16 protein-coding genes are annotated in these 18,389 nt (G+C 68.2%); 8 read left to right on the top strand and 8 right to left on the bottom strand.

The genetic code is table 11. The annotated features are described in order from the left end of the window. Window positions 1-18: 18 nt before the first annotated feature. The 5 genes from QSK35_RS23430 to QSK35_RS23410 are packed head-to-tail and all read left to right on the top strand — an operon-like array spanning window position 19 to window position 4,645. Window positions 19-258, top strand: coding sequence for an acyl carrier protein (locus QSK35_RS23430; protein ID WP_285749600.1), 240 nt, complete (start codon window positions 19-21; stop codon window positions 256-258). Next, complete coding sequence (locus tag QSK35_RS23425; protein WP_285749599.1) at window positions 251-985, top strand: SDR family NAD(P)-dependent oxidoreductase; 735 nt, start codon at window positions 251-253, stop codon at window positions 983-985. The genes QSK35_RS23430 and QSK35_RS23425 overlap by 8 nt, the downstream gene beginning before the upstream one ends. Next, a complete protein-coding gene (locus QSK35_RS23420; RefSeq protein ID WP_285749598.1) occupies window positions 982-2,370 on the top strand; it encodes an AMP-binding protein in 1,389 nt (462 codons plus the stop codon). Before QSK35_RS23425 ends, QSK35_RS23420 begins: the two co-directional genes overlap by 4 nt. Then, complete coding sequence (locus tag QSK35_RS23415; protein ID WP_285749597.1) at window positions 2,367-3,422, top strand: LuxE/PaaK family acyltransferase; 1,056 nt, start codon at window positions 2,367-2,369, stop codon at window positions 3,420-3,422. Before QSK35_RS23420 ends, QSK35_RS23415 begins: the two co-directional genes overlap by 4 nt. Next, window positions 3,419-4,645, top strand: a complete 1,227-nt coding sequence (locus QSK35_RS23410) for an acyl-CoA reductase (RefSeq protein WP_285749596.1) — start codon at window positions 3,419-3,421, stop codon at window positions 4,643-4,645. The genes QSK35_RS23415 and QSK35_RS23410 overlap by 4 nt, the downstream gene beginning before the upstream one ends. Window positions 4,646-4,703: 58 nt before the next feature. On the opposite strand, the gene QSK35_RS23405 is transcribed toward QSK35_RS23410, so the two are convergent. The 6 genes from QSK35_RS23405 to QSK35_RS23380 all read right to left on the bottom strand — a co-directional run bounded on the left by QSK35_RS23405 (window position 4,704) and on the right by QSK35_RS23380 (window position 11,979). Next, on the bottom strand, window positions 4,704-6,020 hold the full coding sequence (locus tag QSK35_RS23405; protein ID WP_285749595.1) for a glucosaminidase domain-containing protein: 1,317 nt from the start codon (window positions 6,018-6,020) through the stop codon (window positions 4,704-4,706). A gap of 32 nt (window positions 6,021-6,052) precedes the next feature. Beyond that, complete coding sequence (locus QSK35_RS23400) at window positions 6,053-7,402, bottom strand: C40 family peptidase (protein WP_285749594.1); 1,350 nt, start codon at window positions 7,400-7,402, stop codon at window positions 6,053-6,055. Between the two features lie 116 nt (window positions 7,403-7,518). Beyond that, window positions 7,519-8,697 (bottom strand): L-2-hydroxyglutarate dehydrogenase, encoded by a 1,179-nt coding sequence (lhgD, locus tag QSK35_RS23395; RefSeq protein ID WP_285749593.1) that lies wholly within the window; start codon window positions 8,695-8,697, stop codon window positions 7,519-7,521. 1 nt (window position 8,698) lies between these two features. Beyond that, window positions 8,699-9,898, bottom strand: a complete 1,200-nt coding sequence (locus tag QSK35_RS23390; protein WP_285749592.1) for a glycosyltransferase family 4 protein — start codon at window positions 9,896-9,898, stop codon at window positions 8,699-8,701. A 6-nt stretch (window positions 9,899-9,904) separates the two neighbouring features. Next, on the bottom strand, window positions 9,905-10,885 hold the full coding sequence (locus tag QSK35_RS23385; RefSeq protein WP_285749591.1) for a Gfo/Idh/MocA family protein: 981 nt from the start codon (window positions 10,883-10,885) through the stop codon (window positions 9,905-9,907). Beyond that, on the bottom strand, window positions 10,882-11,979 hold the full coding sequence (locus QSK35_RS23380; RefSeq protein ID WP_285749590.1) for a DegT/DnrJ/EryC1/StrS family aminotransferase: 1,098 nt from the start codon (window positions 11,977-11,979) through the stop codon (window positions 10,882-10,884). Before QSK35_RS23380 ends, QSK35_RS23385 begins: the two co-directional genes overlap by 4 nt. A 228-nt stretch (window positions 11,980-12,207) precedes the next feature. Between QSK35_RS23380 and QSK35_RS23375 the strand changes: the two genes are divergently transcribed. After that, the gene (locus tag QSK35_RS23375; RefSeq protein ID WP_285749589.1) at window positions 12,208-13,212 is read left to right on the top strand and encodes a lysylphosphatidylglycerol synthase domain-containing protein; all 1,005 of its coding nucleotides are present in this window, start codon (window positions 12,208-12,210) and stop codon (window positions 13,210-13,212) included. Between the two features lie 68 nt (window positions 13,213-13,280). On the opposite strand, the gene QSK35_RS23370 is transcribed toward QSK35_RS23375, so the two are convergent. Further along, window positions 13,281-14,084 (bottom strand): Cof-type HAD-IIB family hydrolase, encoded by an 804-nt coding sequence (locus QSK35_RS23370; RefSeq protein WP_285749588.1) that lies wholly within the window; start codon window positions 14,082-14,084, stop codon window positions 13,281-13,283. A gap of 63 nt (window positions 14,085-14,147) precedes the next feature. On the opposite strand from QSK35_RS23370, the gene QSK35_RS23365 reads away from it, so the two are divergent. After that, on the top strand, window positions 14,148-15,053 hold the full coding sequence (locus QSK35_RS23365) for an LLM class flavin-dependent oxidoreductase (RefSeq protein ID WP_285749587.1): 906 nt from the start codon (window positions 14,148-14,150) through the stop codon (window positions 15,051-15,053). Here QSK35_RS23365 and QSK35_RS23360 read toward each other — a convergent pair. Beyond that, window positions 15,043-17,010, bottom strand: a complete 1,968-nt coding sequence (locus QSK35_RS23360) for a DUF6541 family protein (protein WP_285749586.1) — start codon at window positions 17,008-17,010, stop codon at window positions 15,043-15,045. The two genes, QSK35_RS23365 and QSK35_RS23360, sit on opposite strands and share 11 nt — an antisense overlap. 190 nt (window positions 17,011-17,200) lie before the next feature. On the opposite strand from QSK35_RS23360, the gene glf reads away from it, so the two are divergent. After that, on the top strand, window positions 17,201-18,385 hold the full coding sequence (gene glf, locus QSK35_RS23355; protein ID WP_285749585.1) for a UDP-galactopyranose mutase: 1,185 nt from the start codon (window positions 17,201-17,203) through the stop codon (window positions 18,383-18,385). The last annotated feature ends 4 nt before the right edge of the window (window positions 18,386-18,389 follow it).

The raw sequence follows: 18,389 nt of genomic DNA, 5'->3' as shown, positions 1-18,389 counted from the left end.
GAGAACGAGAGCAACAGCATGTCGCTTAACGACCGTCTTCGCGGTGTCTTCGTCGACGCCCTCCAGCTGGACGACGACGTCGACGTCGAGAACCTCAAGTACCGCGACATCGAGGCGTGGGACTCCGTCGGCCACATGGCGCTCGTCGCGGCCATCGAGGACGAGTTCGACGTGCAGTTCGAGACCGAACAGGTCATCGACATGAGCAGCTTCAAGGTCGCCGTCGACATGCTGAAGGGGTTCGGCGTTAGTGAGTGACTTCTCCGGCAAGGTCGCGGTGGTCACGGGCGGAACCCGCGGCATCGGCTTCGCCACCGCCTCGGCGCTGGTGGAGGCCGGTGCGACGGTCGTCATCACCGGCCGCGACCGCGAGACCGCGGAGAAGCGCGCCGCCGAGCTGGGCGAACGGGTCCACGGCGTCGCGCTCGACGTGACGGACTCGGCGGCGATCAAGGACGTCTTCAAGGCCGTCGCCAAGGAGCACGGCCGTATCGACGTGCTCGTGGCCAGTGCGGGAATCCTCGAGGGCGGCCTCATCGGCATGCTCACCGACGAGCACATCGGCACCACGCTGCAGACGAACGTCGCGGGCACGATCAACACCGTGCAGGCCGCGGCGCGGGCGATGATGCGCAAGCGCACCGGCGCGATCGTGCTGTTCGGCTCGATCGTCGGCGAGCGCGGCAACGCCGGTCAGACCGTGTACGCCGCGTCGAAGGCGGCGCTGGTCGCGGCCGCGAAGTCGGCGGCCAAGGAGCTCGGCCGGTACGGGATCAGGGTCAACGCGGTGGCGCCCGGCGTCATCCAGACGGACCTGATCGCCGAGCAGTCCGACGAGGTGCTGGAGCGCGTGAAGTCCGACACCGCGCTCGGCCGGCTGGGCACCCCGGACGAGGTCGCGAAGGTGATCCGCTTCCTGGTCAGCGACGAGGCGTCCTTCGTGACCGGCCAGGTGCTGGGAATCGACGGAGGGTTGGTGCTGTGACGCTGGTGCACGCTCAGGCTCGCCTGCGCGACGCGGCGACCGGCGAGCTGCTCGGCGGTGCCGAGCTCGCGAGCCGCGTGTCCGAGGTGGCGAAGACCTTCGCCGACCTGCCGCCCGGAGTGCTCTTCCTCCGGGTCGGCCTGGACCTGCCGAGCGTGCTGCGTTACCTCGGTGCGTTCGAGGCGGGCCGTGCGGTCGCGCTGCTCGACCCGGCGCAGGACCGCGAGGTCCTCGACGGCCTGGTCGAGAAGTTCCGCCCGGCCGCCGTGATCGGCATCGACGAGGAGCCCACCGCGGGCTACACCGCCGAGTCGAACTCTTTTGGCTGGGTGCGCGAGGACGCCGAGGGCGTCACCCCTCACCCGGACCTGGCCGTGCTGCTGCCGACCAGCGGCTCGACCGGCAACCCGAAGTTCGTGCGGCTCTCCCGTTCGGCTGTGCTGGCGAACGCCGACCAGATCGCCGAGGTCCTCGGCATCACGGCGGACGAGGTCGCGCCGACCAGCCTGCCGCTGCACTACAGCTACGGCATGTCCGTCATGAACAGCCACATGCGCGTGGGCGCGACCGTCCTGATCGAGGGCTCGGGTGTCGTCGCGCGACCGTTCTGGGACGCGGTCACCACCTACGGCGCCACATCGCTCGCGGGTGTCCCGTACCACTACGAGATGCTGCGCCGCCTGCGGTTCGACCCGGCGAAGTACCCGACGCTACGCACCCTCACCCAGGCCGGCGGCAAGCTCCGCACCGAGCTGGTGAGCGAGTTCAACGACAAGATGCGCGCCGCCGGCGGGCAGATGTTCGTGATGTACGGCCAGACCGAGGCCGCGCCGCGGATGGCGACCGTGCCGTCCGACCGGCTCGCGGAGAAGATCGGCTCGGCCGGCCCCGCACTGCCCGGCGGCAAGTTCACGATCCGCGACGAGGACGGGAACGAAATCGCCGAGCCCGGTGTTGCCGGTGAAGTGGTCTACCGCGGTCCGAACGTGATGATGGGGTACGCCGAGTCGGAGTCCGAGCTGGCGCTCGGCGACGAGACCGGCGGCGTGCTCGTCACCGGTGACCTCGGGTACCTCGACGAGGACGGTTTCCTCTACATCACCGGCCGCTTGAAGCGGATCGGCAAGGTGTTCGGCAACCGGGTCAGCCTCGACGACCTGGAGCAGATCGTGAAGGGCTTCGGCGCCGCCGCCGCCGTGCCCGCGGGCGACAAGGTCGTCGTCTTCCTCGACCGGGCTGGCAAAGAGACCTGCAAGGCCGCCGCGAAGCTGCTGTCCGAGACGCTGCACATGCACGTCACGGGCTTTGACGTGCGCACCGCCGACGGGTTCCCCCAGCTGCCCAGCGGCAAGATCGACTACCGGTCCCTGGAGGCACAGGTATGAGCGTGTTCGGACGCGGCCAGGCCGAGCGGGAGACCGCCCTGCTGGCCGAGCTGACCGAGTTGACCGAGCACCACCGGGCCAACAGCGAGCAGTACGACCGCATCCTGTCGGCGCTCGGCCACAAGTCCGGTGCGTCGTTCGACTCGTTGAAGTCGCTGCCGTGGCTGCCCGTGCGGATGTTCAAGACGCACGACCTGAAGTCCATTCCGGACTCCGAGGTCTTCAAGGTGCTCACGTCGTCCGGCACGACCGGCGGCGGCGCGTCGCGCATCTACCTCGACAAGGACGCCGCCGCGGTGCAGACCCGCCAGCTCGGCGCGACGCTGCAGGAAGTGCTCGGCGGCAAGCGGCTTCCGATGCTCATGGTCGACACCATCGGCATCATCAAGAACCGCCGCTCGTTCTCCGCGCGCGGCGCGGGCGTGCTGGGCATGGCGACCTTCGGCCGCAGCCACGTCTACGCGCTGGACGAGAACGACCGGCCGGACGTCGAGGCGGTCAAGGGCTTCCTCGAGAAGCACGGCCACGAGCCGTTCCTCATCTTCGGCTTCACCTTCATGGTGTGGCAGTACCTCTACGAGGTGGCGCGCGACCACAAGCTCGACCTGTCGAACGGCATCCTGATCCACTCCGGTGGCTGGAAGAAGCTGATCGACATCGCGGTGGACAACTCCGAGTTCCGCCGCCGGTTCGCCACCGACACGGGGCTCACCCAGATCTACAACTACTACGGGATGATCGAGCAGATCGGCACGGTCTTCCTGGAGGGCAAGTCCGGGAACTCCCTGTACTGCCCGGACTTCGCGGACGTGATCATCCGCAACCCGGAGACGTGGGAGGAGCAGCCCGTCGGTGAGCCCGGTGTGATCGAGGTGCTCTCGACGTTGCCGCGCTCCTATCCCGGCCACGTGCTGCTCACCGAGGACCTCGGTGTCGTGCACGGCATCGACGACGGCGACTGGCCGGGCAAGCGGTTCTCCGTGCTCGGCAGGCTCCCGCGCGCCGAGGCCCGTGGTTGTTCGGACACCTTCTCTGGAGCGATTGCCTCATGAAGCGGCGTTTCCCCGCTGGATCGGACGTCTCCTCCGTCGACGAGCTCCTCGCGAGCATCTCCGGCGAGCCCACGGGTGGCCGGCTGAAGGTCGGCGACGAGCGGATCGTCGACTTCCTGGTGTCGTTCGCGCGCAAGCTGCTCGCCCCGGCGACGGCCCGTCGTTATCCCGAGCTGGCGTCGCTCGGCTTCTTCCTCCGCCGCGGCGAGATCGGCAAGGTGCTGCGCCGGCTGGAGACGCCGGCGGGCGTGCTGCGCTTCGGGCGCGGACTCGTCTTCCACATCCCGCCGGCCAACGTGGACACGATCTTCGTGTACTCGTGGGCGCTGTCGGCGCTCGCCGGAAACCGCAACGTGGTGCGGATCTCGCCGCGTTCGGCCGGTGCCGCCGAGGCCGTGGTCGAGGCGCTGAACGAGGCGCTGAAGGACGCGCACCCGGCCGTCGCCGAGACTCAGGTCATGGTCACCTACGACCGTGACGACAAGGTGACCGCCGCGCTGTCCGCCGCGTGCGACCTGCGTGTGATCTGGGGTGGTGACCGCGCCGTCAACGAGGTGCGCAAGCTGCCGCTCGCGCCGCACGCGCGCGACGTCACGTTCCCCGACCGCGCGTCGTTCGCGTTGATCTCGGTGGAGGGCTGGGTCTCCGCGACGCCGGAGCAGAGGCGCGATGTCGCCGTCGGTTTCTACAACGACTCCTACTGGTTCGACCAGGCCGCCTGCTCGTCGCCGCGTGCGCTGTTCTGGGTCGGTGACGAGGTCGCGGCCCAGCAGGCGCGGACCGAGTTCCGGGCCGAGCTGAGCGCGGTGCTGGAGGCCAAGCACCACGTGGTCGAGCCCGCGATGGCCGTGCAGAAGCGGGTTTCCGCCTACGGTGTCGCCGCGGACGGTCACGCGACGTCGATCGCGTTCGACGGCAACGCGGTGGCCACTCTGGAGCTCACGGCCGCGGCCGACGTGCCGCGGGAGTGGCTCGGCGCGGGCACCTTCCCGTTCGCCACGCTGCCTTCGCTCTCGGCGCTGGTGCCGATGGTGCAGCGCAAGGACCAGACACTGTCGGTGTTCGGCTTCTCCCAGGAGGAGTTGGAGTCGCTGGCGCACGAGCTGGCCGGTCGCGGCATCGACCGCATCGTGCCGTTCGGCAACGCGCTGACGTTCTCCGACCACTGGGACGGCTACGACCTGCCGGCCGAGTTCACCCGCCTGGTCACCGTCCAGAGCTGACAGTCCACAAACGACGAAAGCCGCACCGGAGTCCGGTGCGGCTTTCGTCGTTCTGTGGTCAGACCAGGTGCAGGTTCTCCTTGGTGAACTCGGTGGCGATGATGACGCTGTTGCCGTAGGGCGTTGCGGCGAAGCCGTTCTCGTTGTGCCAGGCGACGACGTTGCCGTCGGCTCCGACCTTGGCGATCTCGGCTTTGCGGTCGCCGTCGAGGTCGGCGAAGTGCACGTTGTCCGCGGTGAACTCGGTGGCGATCACGACGCTGTTGCCGTAGGGCGATGCGGCGAAACCGTTGTCGTTGTGCCAGGCCACGACGTTGCCGTCCGCCCCGACCTTGATGATCTCGGCCCTGCCGTCGCCGTCGAGGTCGGCGAACTGGATGTTGTCGCTGGTGAACTCAGTGGCGATGACGGCGCTGTTGCCGTAGGGCGTGGTGGCGAAGCCGGTTTCGTTGTGCCAGGCGACTACATTGCCGTCCGTCCCGACCTTGATGATCTCCGCCTTGCGGTCACCGTCGAGGTCGGCGAAGTGCACGTTGTCCGCGGTGAACTCCGTGGCGATGACGGCACTGTTGCCGTATGGGTACTCGGCGATGCCGTTGTCGTTGTGCCAGGCGACGACGTTGCCGTCGGTGCCGACCTTCATGATCTCGGCCTTGCCGTCGCCGTCGAGGTCGGCGAACTGGATGTTGTCGTTGCTGAAGTCGGTGGCGATGATGGCGCTGTTGCCGAAGGGCGTCGCGGCGAAGCCACCGTCGTTGTGCCAGGCCTGGACGCGGCCGTCGACACCGACCTTCGCGATGTCCGCCTTGCCGTCACCGGACAGCGAGGACCCCGAACGGTTGTCCAGGCGGTACAGGTTGTTCGTCCGCATGGTGGCGATGACCAGGTGGGCGTAGTCGGGATCCGTCGCGTACTTCTTGGCGACTTCGCGGATGAACCGGTCGGGGTCGTTCCGGTATGGAAGTGCGTAGGCGTAGGTTGCGCTCTGGGTGAGCATCCTGCCGTAGTCGCGGAACGAGTCGGTCATCGAGCGATAGACCCGGAAGTACGCCGTGGCCGGGTGACAGGTCGGCGTGCACTCCGTCGTCGGGTACTCGGCGCATCCGGTCGCGATCGGGCCGGGGGTCGGCGGGCTGCCACCGCATTTGATCCCGAAGTAGTTCTTGTCCCTGGTGGAGAGCGTGCTCTTGCCCCAGGCCGACTCGTGGATCGCCTGCCCGGCGGTCACCGAGGCCGGGATCCGGTACTCCGCCTGCACGGCCTGGGCCTCCGGCGAGATGACGTTGATGAAGTCTTCCTGCGAGTCGGCGTGGGCGGTGCCTGCCATCAGTCCTGCGATCGCCGTGGCGAGCAGGGCAGCGGTCAGTTTTTTCATGACTGTCAGTCCCTTCAGGTCTCGCGTGGGCGTCAGGCGAAGTGGAGGTTTTCCTTGGTGAACTCGGTGGCGATGACGACGCTGTTGCCGTAGGGCGTTGCGGCGAAGCCCTTGTCGTTGTGCCAGGCGACGACGTTGCCGTCGGTGCCGACCCTGGCGATCTCGGCTTTGCGGTCGCCGTCGAGGTCGGCGAACTGGATGTTGTCCGCGGTGAACTCGGTGGCGATGATGGCGCTGTTGCCGTACGGGTACTGAGCGAAGCCGTTGTTGTTGTGCCAGGCGACGACGTTGCCGTCGGCTCCGACCTTGGCGATCTCGGCTTTGCGGTCGCCGTCGAGGTCGGCGAACTGGATGTTGTCCGGGCTGAACTCGGTGGCGATGATGGCGCTGTTGCCGTACGGGTACTGAGCGAAGCCGTTGTTGTTGTGCCAGGCCACGACGTTGCCGTCGGCTCCGACCTTGATGATCTCGGCCTTGCCGTCGCCGTCGAGGTCGGCGAAGTGGACGTTGTCCGCGGTGAACTCGGTGGCGATGATGACGCTGTCGCCGTAGGGCGAGTTCGTGAAGCCGTTGTTGTTGTGCCAGGCGACGACGTTGCCGTCGGTCCCGACCTTGATGATCTCGGTCTTGCCGTCGCCGTCGAGGTCGGCGAACTGGATGTTGTCGTTGCTGAAGTCGGTGGCGATGATGGCGCTGTTGCCGTAGGGCGTGGTGGCGAAGCCGTTGTCGTTGTGCCAGGCCTGAACCCGGCCGTCAGCACCGACCTTGGCGATCTCGGCCCTGCCGTCACCGGAGAGCGAGGGACCGGTCATGTCCTCGACGATGTGGTCGTAGCGGTACGGCTTGAACCGGTTGTCACCGTTGAAGTACGGGTACGGCACCTTGTGGTAGCTGGTGGGAGCTCCGTTGGGGCCCGCCTGCTCGTAGGCCCAGTAGCTCGTCTGAGAGCCGTCGACCCAGCGCTCGAAGATCGCGACGTGTCCGGCGTCGCCCAAGGTGCCCGGTCCAACGTTCCCCATGATGTCGCCCGCCCGCAGCTCGCCCTTGGCGATCGGGTGCGAGACGTTCGGGAGCGTCTCGGTGTTCATGGAGGCGGACAGCCGCCACGCCATCGAGACGAACCCGGAGCAGTCGGTCCGGTAGCCGTTGTAAACCGCCCCCTGGCTGTACGGCACCCGCGCGTCCACCCAGGTCTTCGCCCTGGCGATCACCTCGGTGCGGCTGATCGGGCTCGCGGTGGCCATGGCCTGCTGAACTTCGGCCGCGGTCGGCTCACCCTGGCCGGCTCCCGGTGCGGGTGCGGCATGACCCACCGACATCCCGGCGAACGTCATCGCCGTCGCGGTCAGCGCCAGCACGATTCCTGCTCTTCGCAGTCGCATCTCTCTCTCGATCCCCCAGTTTGTGTTGCTTTGTGACAACACGAACTCTGCTGGGGGCGCCTGTAAACCGTCTGCAAGTTCACTGCTGAAGTACCCACAGCGGACTTACAGGTCATTCACACCGTGAACGTCACCTGGTCGGCGATGTGCTTCGCGATCTCCAGCGCGCTGGTCGCCGCGGGGGACGGCGCGTTCAGCACGTGCACCTGGCGCGGTGCGGACTCGATCAGGAAGTCGTCGACGAGCGAGCCGTCCGGCAGCATCGCCTGCGCCCGCACACCCGCTTCGGCGCGCACGATGTCGTCCTCGCGCACGGCGGGCACGAGCCGGGCCAGGCTGGCGGCGAAACGCTTGCGGGAGAACGACCTCAGCACCTCGTCGAGGCCAGTCAGGCCGAACCGGCGGGCCAGCTTCCACGTACCGGGGAAGCGCAGCACGTCCCACACGTCGCGTGCGGACACGTCGCGCCAGCGGTAGCCCTCGCGGCGCAGCGCCAGCACGGCGTTGGGTCCGGCGTGGACGGAGCCGTCGAGCATGCGCGTGAGATGCACGCCCAGGAACGGCAGAGCGGGGTCCGGCACCGGATAGATGAGCCCGCGCACCAGATCCCGGCGCTCTGGACGCAGCTCGTAGTACTCGCCGCGGAACGGGACGATCGTGGCGGACGGCGTCAGGCCGGCGAGCTTGGCCACACGGTCGCTGTGCAGACCCGCGCAGTTCACCAAGGCGTCGGCGCGCACAATCCCTTGTGGCGTGGCGACTTCGACGCCGGAAGCCGTCGACCGGATCGCCAGCGCGGGCGACTGGAGCCGCAGATCAGCGCCGTCCAGCAACCGGACCAGGACCTCGCACACGGCGGCGAAGTCGATGATCGCCGTCGACTCGACGCGCAGGGCGGAGACGGCGGACACCTCGGGCTCGTACTCGCGAGCCTCCGAACCCGAGATCAGCTTCGCGGGCACGCCGTTGGCAGCGGCCCGTTCGGCCAAGGTGTTCAGGCGGGGAAGTTCGTCCTCGGACGTCGCGACGACGAGCTTGCCGCAGACATCGACGGGGACACCGTGCTCACGAGCGAACGCGATCATCGACGCGTTGCCCGCCACGGACATGCGGGCCTTCAACGAACCCGGCTTGTAGTACAGACCGGCGTGCACGACGTTGCTGTTGTGGCCGGTCTGGTGCTGACCCCAGTGGGCCTCCTTCTCCAGCACGGTCACGGAAAGACCGCGCCGGAGAAGGTCGTGAGCGACGGAGAGACCCAGGATCCCTCCGCCGATCACGACGACGTGCTTCACGTCAGTCCTTGCCCGAGATCTTCTTCAGGATGTCGAGGTTGGCCTCGCAGATCTTCGGCATGTCGAAGTTGTCGAAGACCCACTGACGCCCGGCCTCGCCGATCTTCTTGGCGACGCCCTCGTCCTCGATCAACCTGATGATCGCCTCGGCGAGCGCGTGGTGGTCGCCCGGCTTGGTGAGCAGCGACTCCGTGCCGTTGGTGATCACGGCGTTCGGGAAGTAGTCGGCGCGCTCGGCCATGACGGTCGGGATGCCCGCCGCCATCGCCTCCAGCGAGGCGATGCCGATGCCGAAGCCCTGCAGGTCGTGGATCTCCATGTCGGAGCCCGCGAGGATGCCCGGGATCTCCGCCTTCGGCAGGGTGCCGGTGCAGATCAGCGCGTCCTCGATGCCCAGTTCCTTGGCCAGGTCCAGGAACGTCGAGTTGTACATGCCGCCGATCACCAGAACCTTGGTGTTCGGGTGCTTCTTGAGCACCTCGGGCAGCGCCTTGACCAGGTTCACGCGGTCGCGGACCGGGATCACGTGGCCGAGCGACGCGATCAGCGGGCCGTCACCGGTGTTGAACCGCTCACGGACCTTGGCGCGCTCCGCGACCGGGTCGAGGTCGTGGAAGCGGTCCAGCTCCACGCCGACGGCCAGCTTCTCGATGCGCTCGTCCGGCAGCTTGTAGCGCTTCTTGATGTACTCGTAGAAGATCGTGTCGATCGCGACGACCTTCGTCGGCTTGTTGTACGACGTGATCGGCTTGACGACGAACGCGTCGAGCATCCGGAAGACCGCGTGGATCGGCTTCATCGGGCTCTGCAGTCGCGTGTGCAGCGTCAGCAGCGACGGCACCTTGCGCTTGCGCGCCCACAGGCCGCTCTGCCAGGTCAGGTCGAAGAACTGGCCGTGCTGGTGGATGACGTCCGGCTGGAAGCCGTCCAGCAGCTTGAAGACCTTCTTGCGGTTGCCCCACTTCAACGCGAACGTGATGTCGAAGTTGAACGAGATGCGGGTCTCCGGCAGCGTCCACGACGGCAGGCGCACGATCTTGATCCCGTCGCGCTCCTCCACCGGCAGCGCGCCGCCGTAGGCGGCGGTGATGACCATGACCTCGTGGCCCTGGGCCGCGTAGTACCTGGCCAGCGTGTCCGACACGTAGGCGCTGCCGCCCATGCGGGGCGGGAAGAAGTTGTTGATGATCGCGATGCGCATCGCGGACTACGCCTTCCCGTCCGTCGCCGACAGGGTGGCCTCGTGCACGACCTTGTGCGCGGGGAGGATCGCGTTGCGCTCGGCCGCCACCTCGTCCGAACCGGCGCCCAGCTCGAGCAGGTTCAGGAAGTGGTTGAGCTGCGCGGCCAGCGGCTCGGCGCTCTGCAGGATCGTCGGCAGCTCGATCACCGTCTGGGACTGGTAGCCCACGCCGTCGGCCGCGGGCGAGTCCGCGACGTGCCGGTAGATGGTGATGTCGCGGCGCAGCAGGTCGATCTCGATCAGCCGGTCGAGCTCCAGCACCGAGATCTGCCGCACCTTGCGCTGGCTGATCCGGGACGCGGAGATCGTCGCCAGGGCACCGCTGTCGAACGACATGGTCGCGTCCGCGGAGTCCTCGGCGCGGTTGTCCTTCGACTGCTCGTGGAAGAAGCCGAACGAGCCCTTCACGGCCGCCGGGGCGTCGCCGACGAAGCGAATCGCCAGGTCGACGTCGTGGATGAGCAGGTCACCCGCGACACCGGTCTTGATCCGCGGCACGAACGGCGAGTGGCGCATCGCGTTGATCTGCACGACCTCGCCGACGAACTGCTTCGCGGTGAGGATCGCCGGGTTGAACCGCTCCAGGAAGCCGCAGACCAGCGGCAGGCCGCGCCGCTCGGACTCGGCGACAAGCTCCTCGGACTGCGCGTAGGTCGCTGCCAGCGGCTTCTCGATGAGCAGCGGCTTGTTCAGCTCCAGCGCCTGCTTGGCGATGTCGTAGTGCGCCTCGGTCGCGGCCGCGATGACGACGGCGTCGACGTCCTTCAGCGGCTCGAGCCCGGCGGAGTACGTGGCGCCGTAGCGGTTCGCGATCTGGTTGCCGGTCTCGGCGTTCGCCTCGATCACGTAGGAGAAGTCGACACGGTCGGACTGCGACAGCACGCGCGCGTGCAGCGAGCCCATGGTGCCCGCGCCGATGAGGGCGACCTTCGGACGTGCGGTCACGCGCCGAACACCTCCCGCACGGCGGAGACGATGGTCTCCAGTTCGGCGTCGGTCAGCTTCGGGTGCACCGGCAGCGACAGCGCCTGCTCGGCGACCTTCTTCGCGACCGGGACGTCCGAGGCGATGACCTGCGGGTTGTCGCGGTAGCAGTCGTAGTCGAAGACCAGCTTCGGGTAGTAGATCCCGTTGCCGATGCCCTTCTCGGTGAGCTTCGCGGCGAACTCGTCGCGGGTCACCGGGGCGTCGTCGCCGACGAGCACCGTGTACTGGTGCCACACGTGCTCACGGCCGGGCAGCACGCTCGGCACGGTCAGGCCGGGAACGTCCGCGAGGCCCTTGGACAGCGCCTCGGCGTTGCGGCGGCGCGCCTCGGTGAGCTGCGGCAGCTTCTCCATCTGCGGGATGCCGACCGCGGCGTGCAGGTCGGTGAGCCGGTAGTTGTGGCCGGCCATCTCGTACTGGTAGCGCGCCCGCATGCCCTGGTTGCGCATGACGCGGAGCTTGTCGGCCAGCGCGTCGTCGGACGTCGTGATGACGCCGCCCTCGGCGGTGGTGACGTTCTTCGTCGCGTACAGCGAGAAGCAGCCGATGCCGAACGAGCCGGCGGGCTTGCCCTCGAAGGTCGCGCCGACGGCCTGCGCGGAGTCCTCGACGATGGTCAGCCCGTGCTGCTGCGCCAGCGGGACGAGGCGGCCCATGTCGGCCATCTGGCCGTACAGGTGGACCGGCATGAGGACCTTGGTGCGGTCGGTGACCGCGGCGCCCACCTTCTCCGGGTCGATGTTGAAGTCGGTGGCGCTGATGTCGGCGAACCGAGCGGTCGCACCCGCCTCCAGGATCGCGTTCAGCGTCGCGACGAACGTGAACGGCGTGGTGATGACCTCGTCACCCGGCTGCAGGTCCAGCGCCTGGATGGAGGCGACGAGAGCGGTCGTGCCGTTGTTGACGGCGACCGCGTGCGGCACTCCCGCCACTGCGGCGAACAGGTCCTCGAACCGCTTGACCATCGGGCCCTGTGCGATGACACCGGAACGGAGCACTTCGAGCACGAGCGGCTCGGCGTCCTGGACGTCGACGACGGTGATCGGAATCATGCAGCAGACTTTCCACTTCCGGAGACGGTTGGGTGCGTCCGGTACAGTTGCCCGCGCGGTGTTACCGCCAGATTGCCGACCAGGCGCGGCCCACAGGCTACCTGCCTGATGGAGTGATCCTTTTCAGGGTCCGCTGTGGATCCGCAGCGCAGGAGAACGACTTTCATGGACTCCCAGCCAGCCGTGCCCGACCCGTCTGTGGGGACCGAACCCGGAAGCGGAGAAGTGATGACCGTCAAGTCCGACGTGGCCCCGGCCGACGCCGAGCAGGCGCCGCCGGCGAAGACACGCAAGGCAGTGGTCATCGCATGGGCGAAGCGGCTCCTGGTCGTCGCGGTCCTCGCGGGTGCGACCTGGTCGCTGGTCGGCCAGTGGGACGAGGTCTCCGCCAGGCTCCTGGCGCTGCCGTGGCAGTCGGTCGTGCTGTCGCTGGTCGCCGTGTTCGTCGGCATCTTCCTCGGCCCGCTGGTCTGGAAGATCGTGCTGTCCGACCTGGGCGCACCGGTCCGCTTCGTCGACGCGTCGAAGTTCTACCTGGTCGGCCAGCTGGGCAAGTACGTTCCCGGCGCCGTCTGGGCCGTGCTGCTGTCCATGGAGCTGGCCCGTGAGGCGGGCGTCAACCGCGCGCGCAGCTTCACCGCCGGCCTGGTCGCGACCGGCATGGGTGTCCTGGCCTCGCTGATCGCCGGCCTCGCCGCCCTGCCCGTCATGCTCTCCGGGCGCCCCGAGTCGAACCAGCTGCTGTGGCTGTTCCTGTTGCTGGCCGTCGGCCTGCCGTTCCTGCACCCGAAGCTGTTGACCTGGTCGGTCAACCTGGTGCTGAAGACGTTGCGCAAGGCGCCGATCGATCGTCGCTTCACCGGCGTCGAGATCCTCAAGGCGCTCGGCACCGCCGTCGCGATCTACCTCTGCTACGGCGTGCACCTGTGGCTGCTGGTGAACTCGCTGGGCTCGCCGCGCTGGGACACGCTGATCCTGTCGACCGGCGCCATGGCGCTGTCGATGACCGCGGGCCTGCTGGCGTTCTTCCTGCCGTCCGGTCTCGGCGCCCGCGAGCTGGTGATCACCGGCACCATCGCCACCGTGCTGCCGCTTCCCGACGCCATCGCCCTGGCGCTGGTCTCGCGCCTCATGTTCACCATCGCGGACCTGGTCTCCGCCGGCGCGGCCGCGCTCCTCGCGTACGTGCAGAAGAAGCGCGGCGCGCCGGTCCCGGTTCCGGCCGAGGACTGACCTTCAGCTGTACGTCACGCGGGAGCCCCGCGATGCATGACACGCATCGCGGGGCTCCCGCGTGACGGTCAGAACCAGCGTTCGAGGACCAGGGCGACGCCGTCCTGGTCATTCGTACCCGTGACCTCGTCGGCCACCTCGAGCAGCTCGGGGTGCGCGTTCGCCATCGCCACCCCGTGCCCGGCCCACTGCACCATCGGCACGTCGTTGGGCATGTCGCCGAACGCGATCACGCTGCTCGCCGCCACCCCGAGCCGTTCCGCCACGTCGGCCAGCCCGGTGGCCTTCGTCACGTTCCGTTCGGAGATCTCGATCAACCCGCCGCTGGCCGAGTAGGTCACCGCGAACTCGTCCCGGATCACGGCCCTGATCGCCGCGGCCATCTCGCCGCTGGTCATCCCCTCGTGCCTGACCAGCACCTTCACCGATGTGTGCCCGAGCACCTCGGCCCGTGTGGCGACGCCGTGACCGTCCGCCCAGAGGTGCTTGTAGTCCTCCTCGGCGAGGAACGGTTCGACGTCCAACGCCCGCGCGCCCACGCGTTCGGCGGCCAGCGCGCACCCCGGCAGGGCCGTGTCCAGCGCGTTCGCCAGGTCGTTCAGGCGCTGAGGGCTGATCCCGCGCTGCCACAGCACTCGGTCCTCATCGAGGTCGTAGAGCACCGCGCCGTTCGCGCAGACCGCGTACCCGTGCGTGCCCGCCGCCTGCGCGACGCGCGACATCCACCTCGGCGGCCGGCCGCTGACCAGCACGAACGGCGTGCCGTCCTCGACCACCCTGCCCACGGTCCTCGCCGTGTACTCGCTCACCTGCTCGTCCGTGCCGAGCAGTGTCCCGTCGACGTCCGACGCCACCAGTGCGGGTTTCTCCACCTCTCCATCCTGACTGACGGCATGGATTCGCCGGGCGACGTACCTCGTCGTTAGTGTCTGGGGGTGCGCGTTGGTGTGGTGATCCTCCCCGAGTACCGCTGGTGGGTGGCGGAGCCGAAGTGGCGGGCCGCCGAGGAGCTGGGCTTTTCCCACGCCTGGACCTATGACCACCTCGGCTGGCGGACACTCGTCGACGGCCCGTGGTTCTCGGCCGTGCCCACCCTGACCGCGGCCGCCATGGTCACGTCCCGCGTGCGGCTCGGCACACTCGTCGCGTCACCGGTCTTCCGGCACCCCGTCCCGTTCGCGCGCGAGGTGCTGACCCTCGACGACCTGTCCGACGGCCGGCTCAACCTGGGCATCGGCTCCGGCGGCACCGGCACGTACGACGCCAACGCGATCGGCGGGCCGGAGCTCACGCCGGGACAGCGGACCAAGCGCTTCGGTGAGTTCGTCGAACTCCTCGACCTGCTGCTGACCAGGGACAAGACGACCTGGAAGGGCGAGTTCTACGCCGCCGACGAGGCCCGCGGGCACCCCGGCTGCGTGCAGCGGCCGCGCGTGCCGTTCGTCGTGGCCGCCGACGGTCCCAAGGCGATGAACATCGCGGCCCGCTACGGCACCGGCTGGATCACCACCGGCTCACGGCAGGTGGAGAACCCCGACTACGAGGGCTGGTGGCGCGGGGTCGCCTCGGTCGTTCGCCGGTTCAACGACGAGCTCGCCTCGATCAACCGGGCCAAGGGCACCATCGACCGGTACCTGAACCTGGACTCCGCACCCGTCTACTCGCTGTCCAGTGTGGAGGCGTTCCAGGACGCCGCCGGACGGGCCCGCGAGCTCGGGTTCACCGACCTGATCGTGCACTGGCCGCGTAGCGACGGCGTCTACTTCGGACACGAGTCCGTGCTGGAGCAGGTGGCCGGGGACATCTTCCCCGGCCTGGCCGACTCCGAGATCAGGGGCTGACGGGCTCGCCCGGCGGCGGCACCAGCTTGTAGATGATCGCGTCCTGGTTGGCGTAGACCCGCTGTACGAACGGCTTGCTGTCGAGGCCGCGCAGGCCTTCGACGCGATCCTTGCCGCCGTGCACGTAGCCGGTATCGACGATCGCGTAGCGGGCGTTCAGGTACTTCACCGCATCCCGCACCGCGGAGTCGGTCGTGTAGTCGTTGAACTCGGTCTGCAGCAGGTGCACCGAAGCCGACTCGGCCGAACCGTCGTAGTGGCCGACGACCGGCTGCACGCCCGCGAGCGCGTACATCCAGACCGAGCCGTCCCGGCGGTCGTTGAGCACCCGCTCGCCCGGCTTCACCAGCTTGGCGAGTTCCTGGAAGGCCAGCACCTCGTCCGGGCTGACCACCATGTTGTGCCGGTCCGCGCCCGGCTGGTTGGCGTAGCCCTGCTCGACCTGGCGCTTGTTGAGGTTGAAGTACAGGCCCTGGCTGCCCACCGCGAACAGCACCGCGACCAGAGCGGCCGACAGCGCGGGCACCGCGGGGTTGGTCGACTTCCAGCGCGCGGCCAGCGACTTGACGCCGTCGTGCGCGACGGCGAGTCCATGCCCGGCGATGACGACGAGCGGCACGCAGGCCAGGGCGATGAGGCGCCACTGGTCGTTCCACCAGGGGCTGGTCACCTTGGCGACCCACGGCTGCGAGTAGGACGCGGTGAGCACCCACACGCCACCGAAGAACGCCGCCGAACCCAGCAGCCAGCGCAGCTCGCCGAGGCGTGAGGCGAACACCAGGCCGACCCACAGCGCGAGCGCCAGCCAGTACTGCGGCAGCGCGATGACGTGCTGGAACGTGAGCAGCGAGCCGACGGACTGGCTGACCGGGAAGGTCGACGGCCAGTCGACGATGGCGATCTTGCCGCCGACCGCGAGCGCACCCAGCAGGTGCGGCGCCGTGACGATCATGGCGACCACCGCGGGCACGATCAGCACGAGCGCGTCGCGCCAGATCAGCTTCCACCGACCCCACCAGCGCTGGATGAACATCGGCAGCACGAACAGGATGCCGCCGAACAGCGTGCTGGAGTGGATCGCGAGCAGGCCGACCGCGACACCGCCGAAGAACACGCCGGTGTCCAGGGCGGGGCGCTTGAGGTACATGTCCGTCGCGATCGCGAGGACCGGCATGACCGCGATGCCGAGCGTGAACGTCAGCAGCGGCCCGCGCCACAGGTTGTCGTAGGTGGCGCTGGTGCAGGCGACGGTCGCGAGCGCGGTGAAGCCGGCGGTGACCGCGCGGCCGTTGAAGTACCGGATCATCGCGGCCAGCGTCAGCCCGAGCAGGCCGGGGAACAGCACGGTGTTCGCGTTCAGCACGGCCGGGACGGCGGCACCGGTGATCTTGTAGATCAGCGCGCCGACCAGGTGGTAGGCGTTCGGGTAGAAGACGCCGTCCTTGAGCTCGTACCAGTTGACCTTGCCGGTCGCGTACAGGCTGCCCTCGCCGGTCTCGGCGATGTAGCGGATGCCGTTCGCGTGGTACGCGGCGTCCCAGTCCTGCGGGATGGAGTTGATGTCCCACCGCATCGCGGCCAGCAGCACGGCGGCCCCGACGACCGCGGCGGCGACCAGGGTCAGCGCGACCGCGACGTTCGCCCGCGTCGTCCACTCGGAACGGCGCTCCTCGATCGGCCCGCGCCTGCGCACCACCCACCAGCGTGCGGCGAAGCACAGCCCGGTGATCAGGACCGTGGTGAGCAGGAATGTCCAGACGTTGAACGGGATCCCGATCTTCCACAGCCACGGCCCGGCCAGACCGGCGATCAGGTAGGTGAACAGCGGCGCACTGGCGGCCAGCGTCCACCCGCGCACGCCGGCGGCCGCGGCGGCGAGTCCGCCCGGCAGCCACAGGACTGCGAGATACGTCCCGATCGTCCCCACGGTCAGCAGGAAGCTCGCTTCGGTCGGCACAGGACCACCCAAGGAAGGTAGAGATGTGGATGTACGGGGTTAAGCCCGTGTAACAGGACGCAAGGCTATCCGGCGGGGTTGCTCGGTCCGTCGCAGGCCGGTGTCGAACCGTTTGTGCTGATCAAGGCCAGTGCGGTCAGCGGAGGGGGCATTGGGAGTGTGCCGGGTGGCACAGGTACCCTTCCCGCTCGTGAGCTTCGCTGGTTATGACCTGATCGTCGTCGGATCCGGATTCTTCGGTCTCACGGTCGCCGAGCGCACCGCCTCCCAGCTGAACAAGCGGGTGCTGGTGCTGGAGCGTCGTGCGCACATCGGCGGTAACGCCTACTCGGAGGCGGACCCCGAGACAGGAATCGAGGTGCACGTCTACGGTGCGCACCTCTTCCACACCTCGAACAAGCGGGTCTGGGAGTACTGCAACCAGTTCACCGAGTTCACCGGGTACCAGCACCGTGTCTTCGCGATGCACAACGGCACGGCGTACCAGTTCCCGATGGGCCTGGGCCTGATCACCCAGTTCGTCGGCAAGTACCTGTCGCCGGACGAGGCGCGCGCGTGGGTCGCCGAGCAGGCGTCCGAGATCGACTCGAAGGACGCGAAGAACCTCGAGGAGAAGGCGATCTCGCTGGTCGGCCGTCCCCTCTACGAGGCGTTCATCCGCGACTACACCGCCAAGCAGTGGCAGACCGACCCGAAGGAGCTGCCGGCCGCGGTCATCAGCCGCCTGCCGGTCCGCTACACCTTCGACAACCGCTACTTCAACGACACCTACGAGGGTCTGCCGGTCAACGGCTACACCGCGTGGCTCGAGAAGATGGCGGACCACCCGAACATCGAGGTGCGCCTCGAGACGGACTTCTTCGACGTGAAGGACGAGATCCCGGCGGGCACGCCGATCGTCTACACGGGTCCGGTCGACCGCTACTTCGACTACTCCGAGGGCTGGCTGGGCTGGCGCACGCTCGACTTCGAGCGCGAGGTGCTGCCGACGGGTGACTTCCAGGGCACGTCGGTCATGAACTACAACGACGCGGACGTTCCGTACACCCGCATCCATGAGTTCCGCCACTTCCACCCGGAGCGCGAGTACCCGACGGACAAGACGGTCATCGTCCGCGAGTTCTCCCGTTCCGCGGAGAAGGACGACGAGCCGTACTACCCGATCAACACGCCCGAGGACCGGGAGAAGCTCGAGCGGTACCGCGAGCTCGCCAAGGCCGAGGCCGCGGAGAAGAACGTGCTGTTCGGCGGCCGTCTCGGCACCTACAAGTACCTCGACATGCACATGGCGATCGGGTCGGCGCTGACCGCGTTCGACAACAAGATCGCGCCGCATCTGACCGAGGGCAAGCCGATCACCGGCGACCTCGACTGATGCA

It is taken from the genome of Lentzea sp. NBRC 105346 (genome assembly GCF_030269605.1).
In the GTDB taxonomy this organism is placed as follows: Bacteria; Actinomycetota; Actinomycetes; order Mycobacteriales; family Pseudonocardiaceae; genus Lentzea.
This window is presented reverse-complemented; position numbering and strand designations above follow the sequence as displayed.

Bases quoted from the DNA above. Each gene is read 5' to 3' on its own strand.
- QSK35_RS23405 (WP_285749595.1), bottom strand. From the start codon at position 6,020: ATGAAAAAACTGACCGCTGCCCTGCTCGCCACGGCGATCGCAGGACTG.
- QSK35_RS23415 (WP_285749597.1), top strand. From the start codon at position 2,367: ATGAGCGTGTTCGGACGCGGCCAGGCCGAGCGGGAGACCGCCCTGCTG.
- QSK35_RS23375 (WP_285749589.1), top strand. From the start codon at position 12,208: ATGACCGTCAAGTCCGACGTGGCCCCGGCCGACGCCGAGCAGGCGCCG.
- QSK35_RS23380 (WP_285749590.1), bottom strand. From the start codon at position 11,979: ATGATTCCGATCACCGTCGTCGACGTCCAGGACGCCGAGCCGCTCGTG.
- QSK35_RS23410 (WP_285749596.1), top strand. From the start codon at position 3,419: ATGAAGCGGCGTTTCCCCGCTGGATCGGACGTCTCCTCCGTCGACGAG.
- QSK35_RS23400 (WP_285749594.1), bottom strand. From the start codon at position 7,402: ATGCGACTGCGAAGAGCAGGAATCGTGCTGGCGCTGACCGCGACGGCG.
- QSK35_RS23390 (WP_285749592.1), bottom strand. From the start codon at position 9,898: ATGCGCATCGCGATCATCAACAACTTCTTCCCGCCCCGCATGGGCGGC.
- QSK35_RS23430 (WP_285749600.1), top strand. From the start codon at position 19: ATGTCGCTTAACGACCGTCTTCGCGGTGTCTTCGTCGACGCCCTCCAG.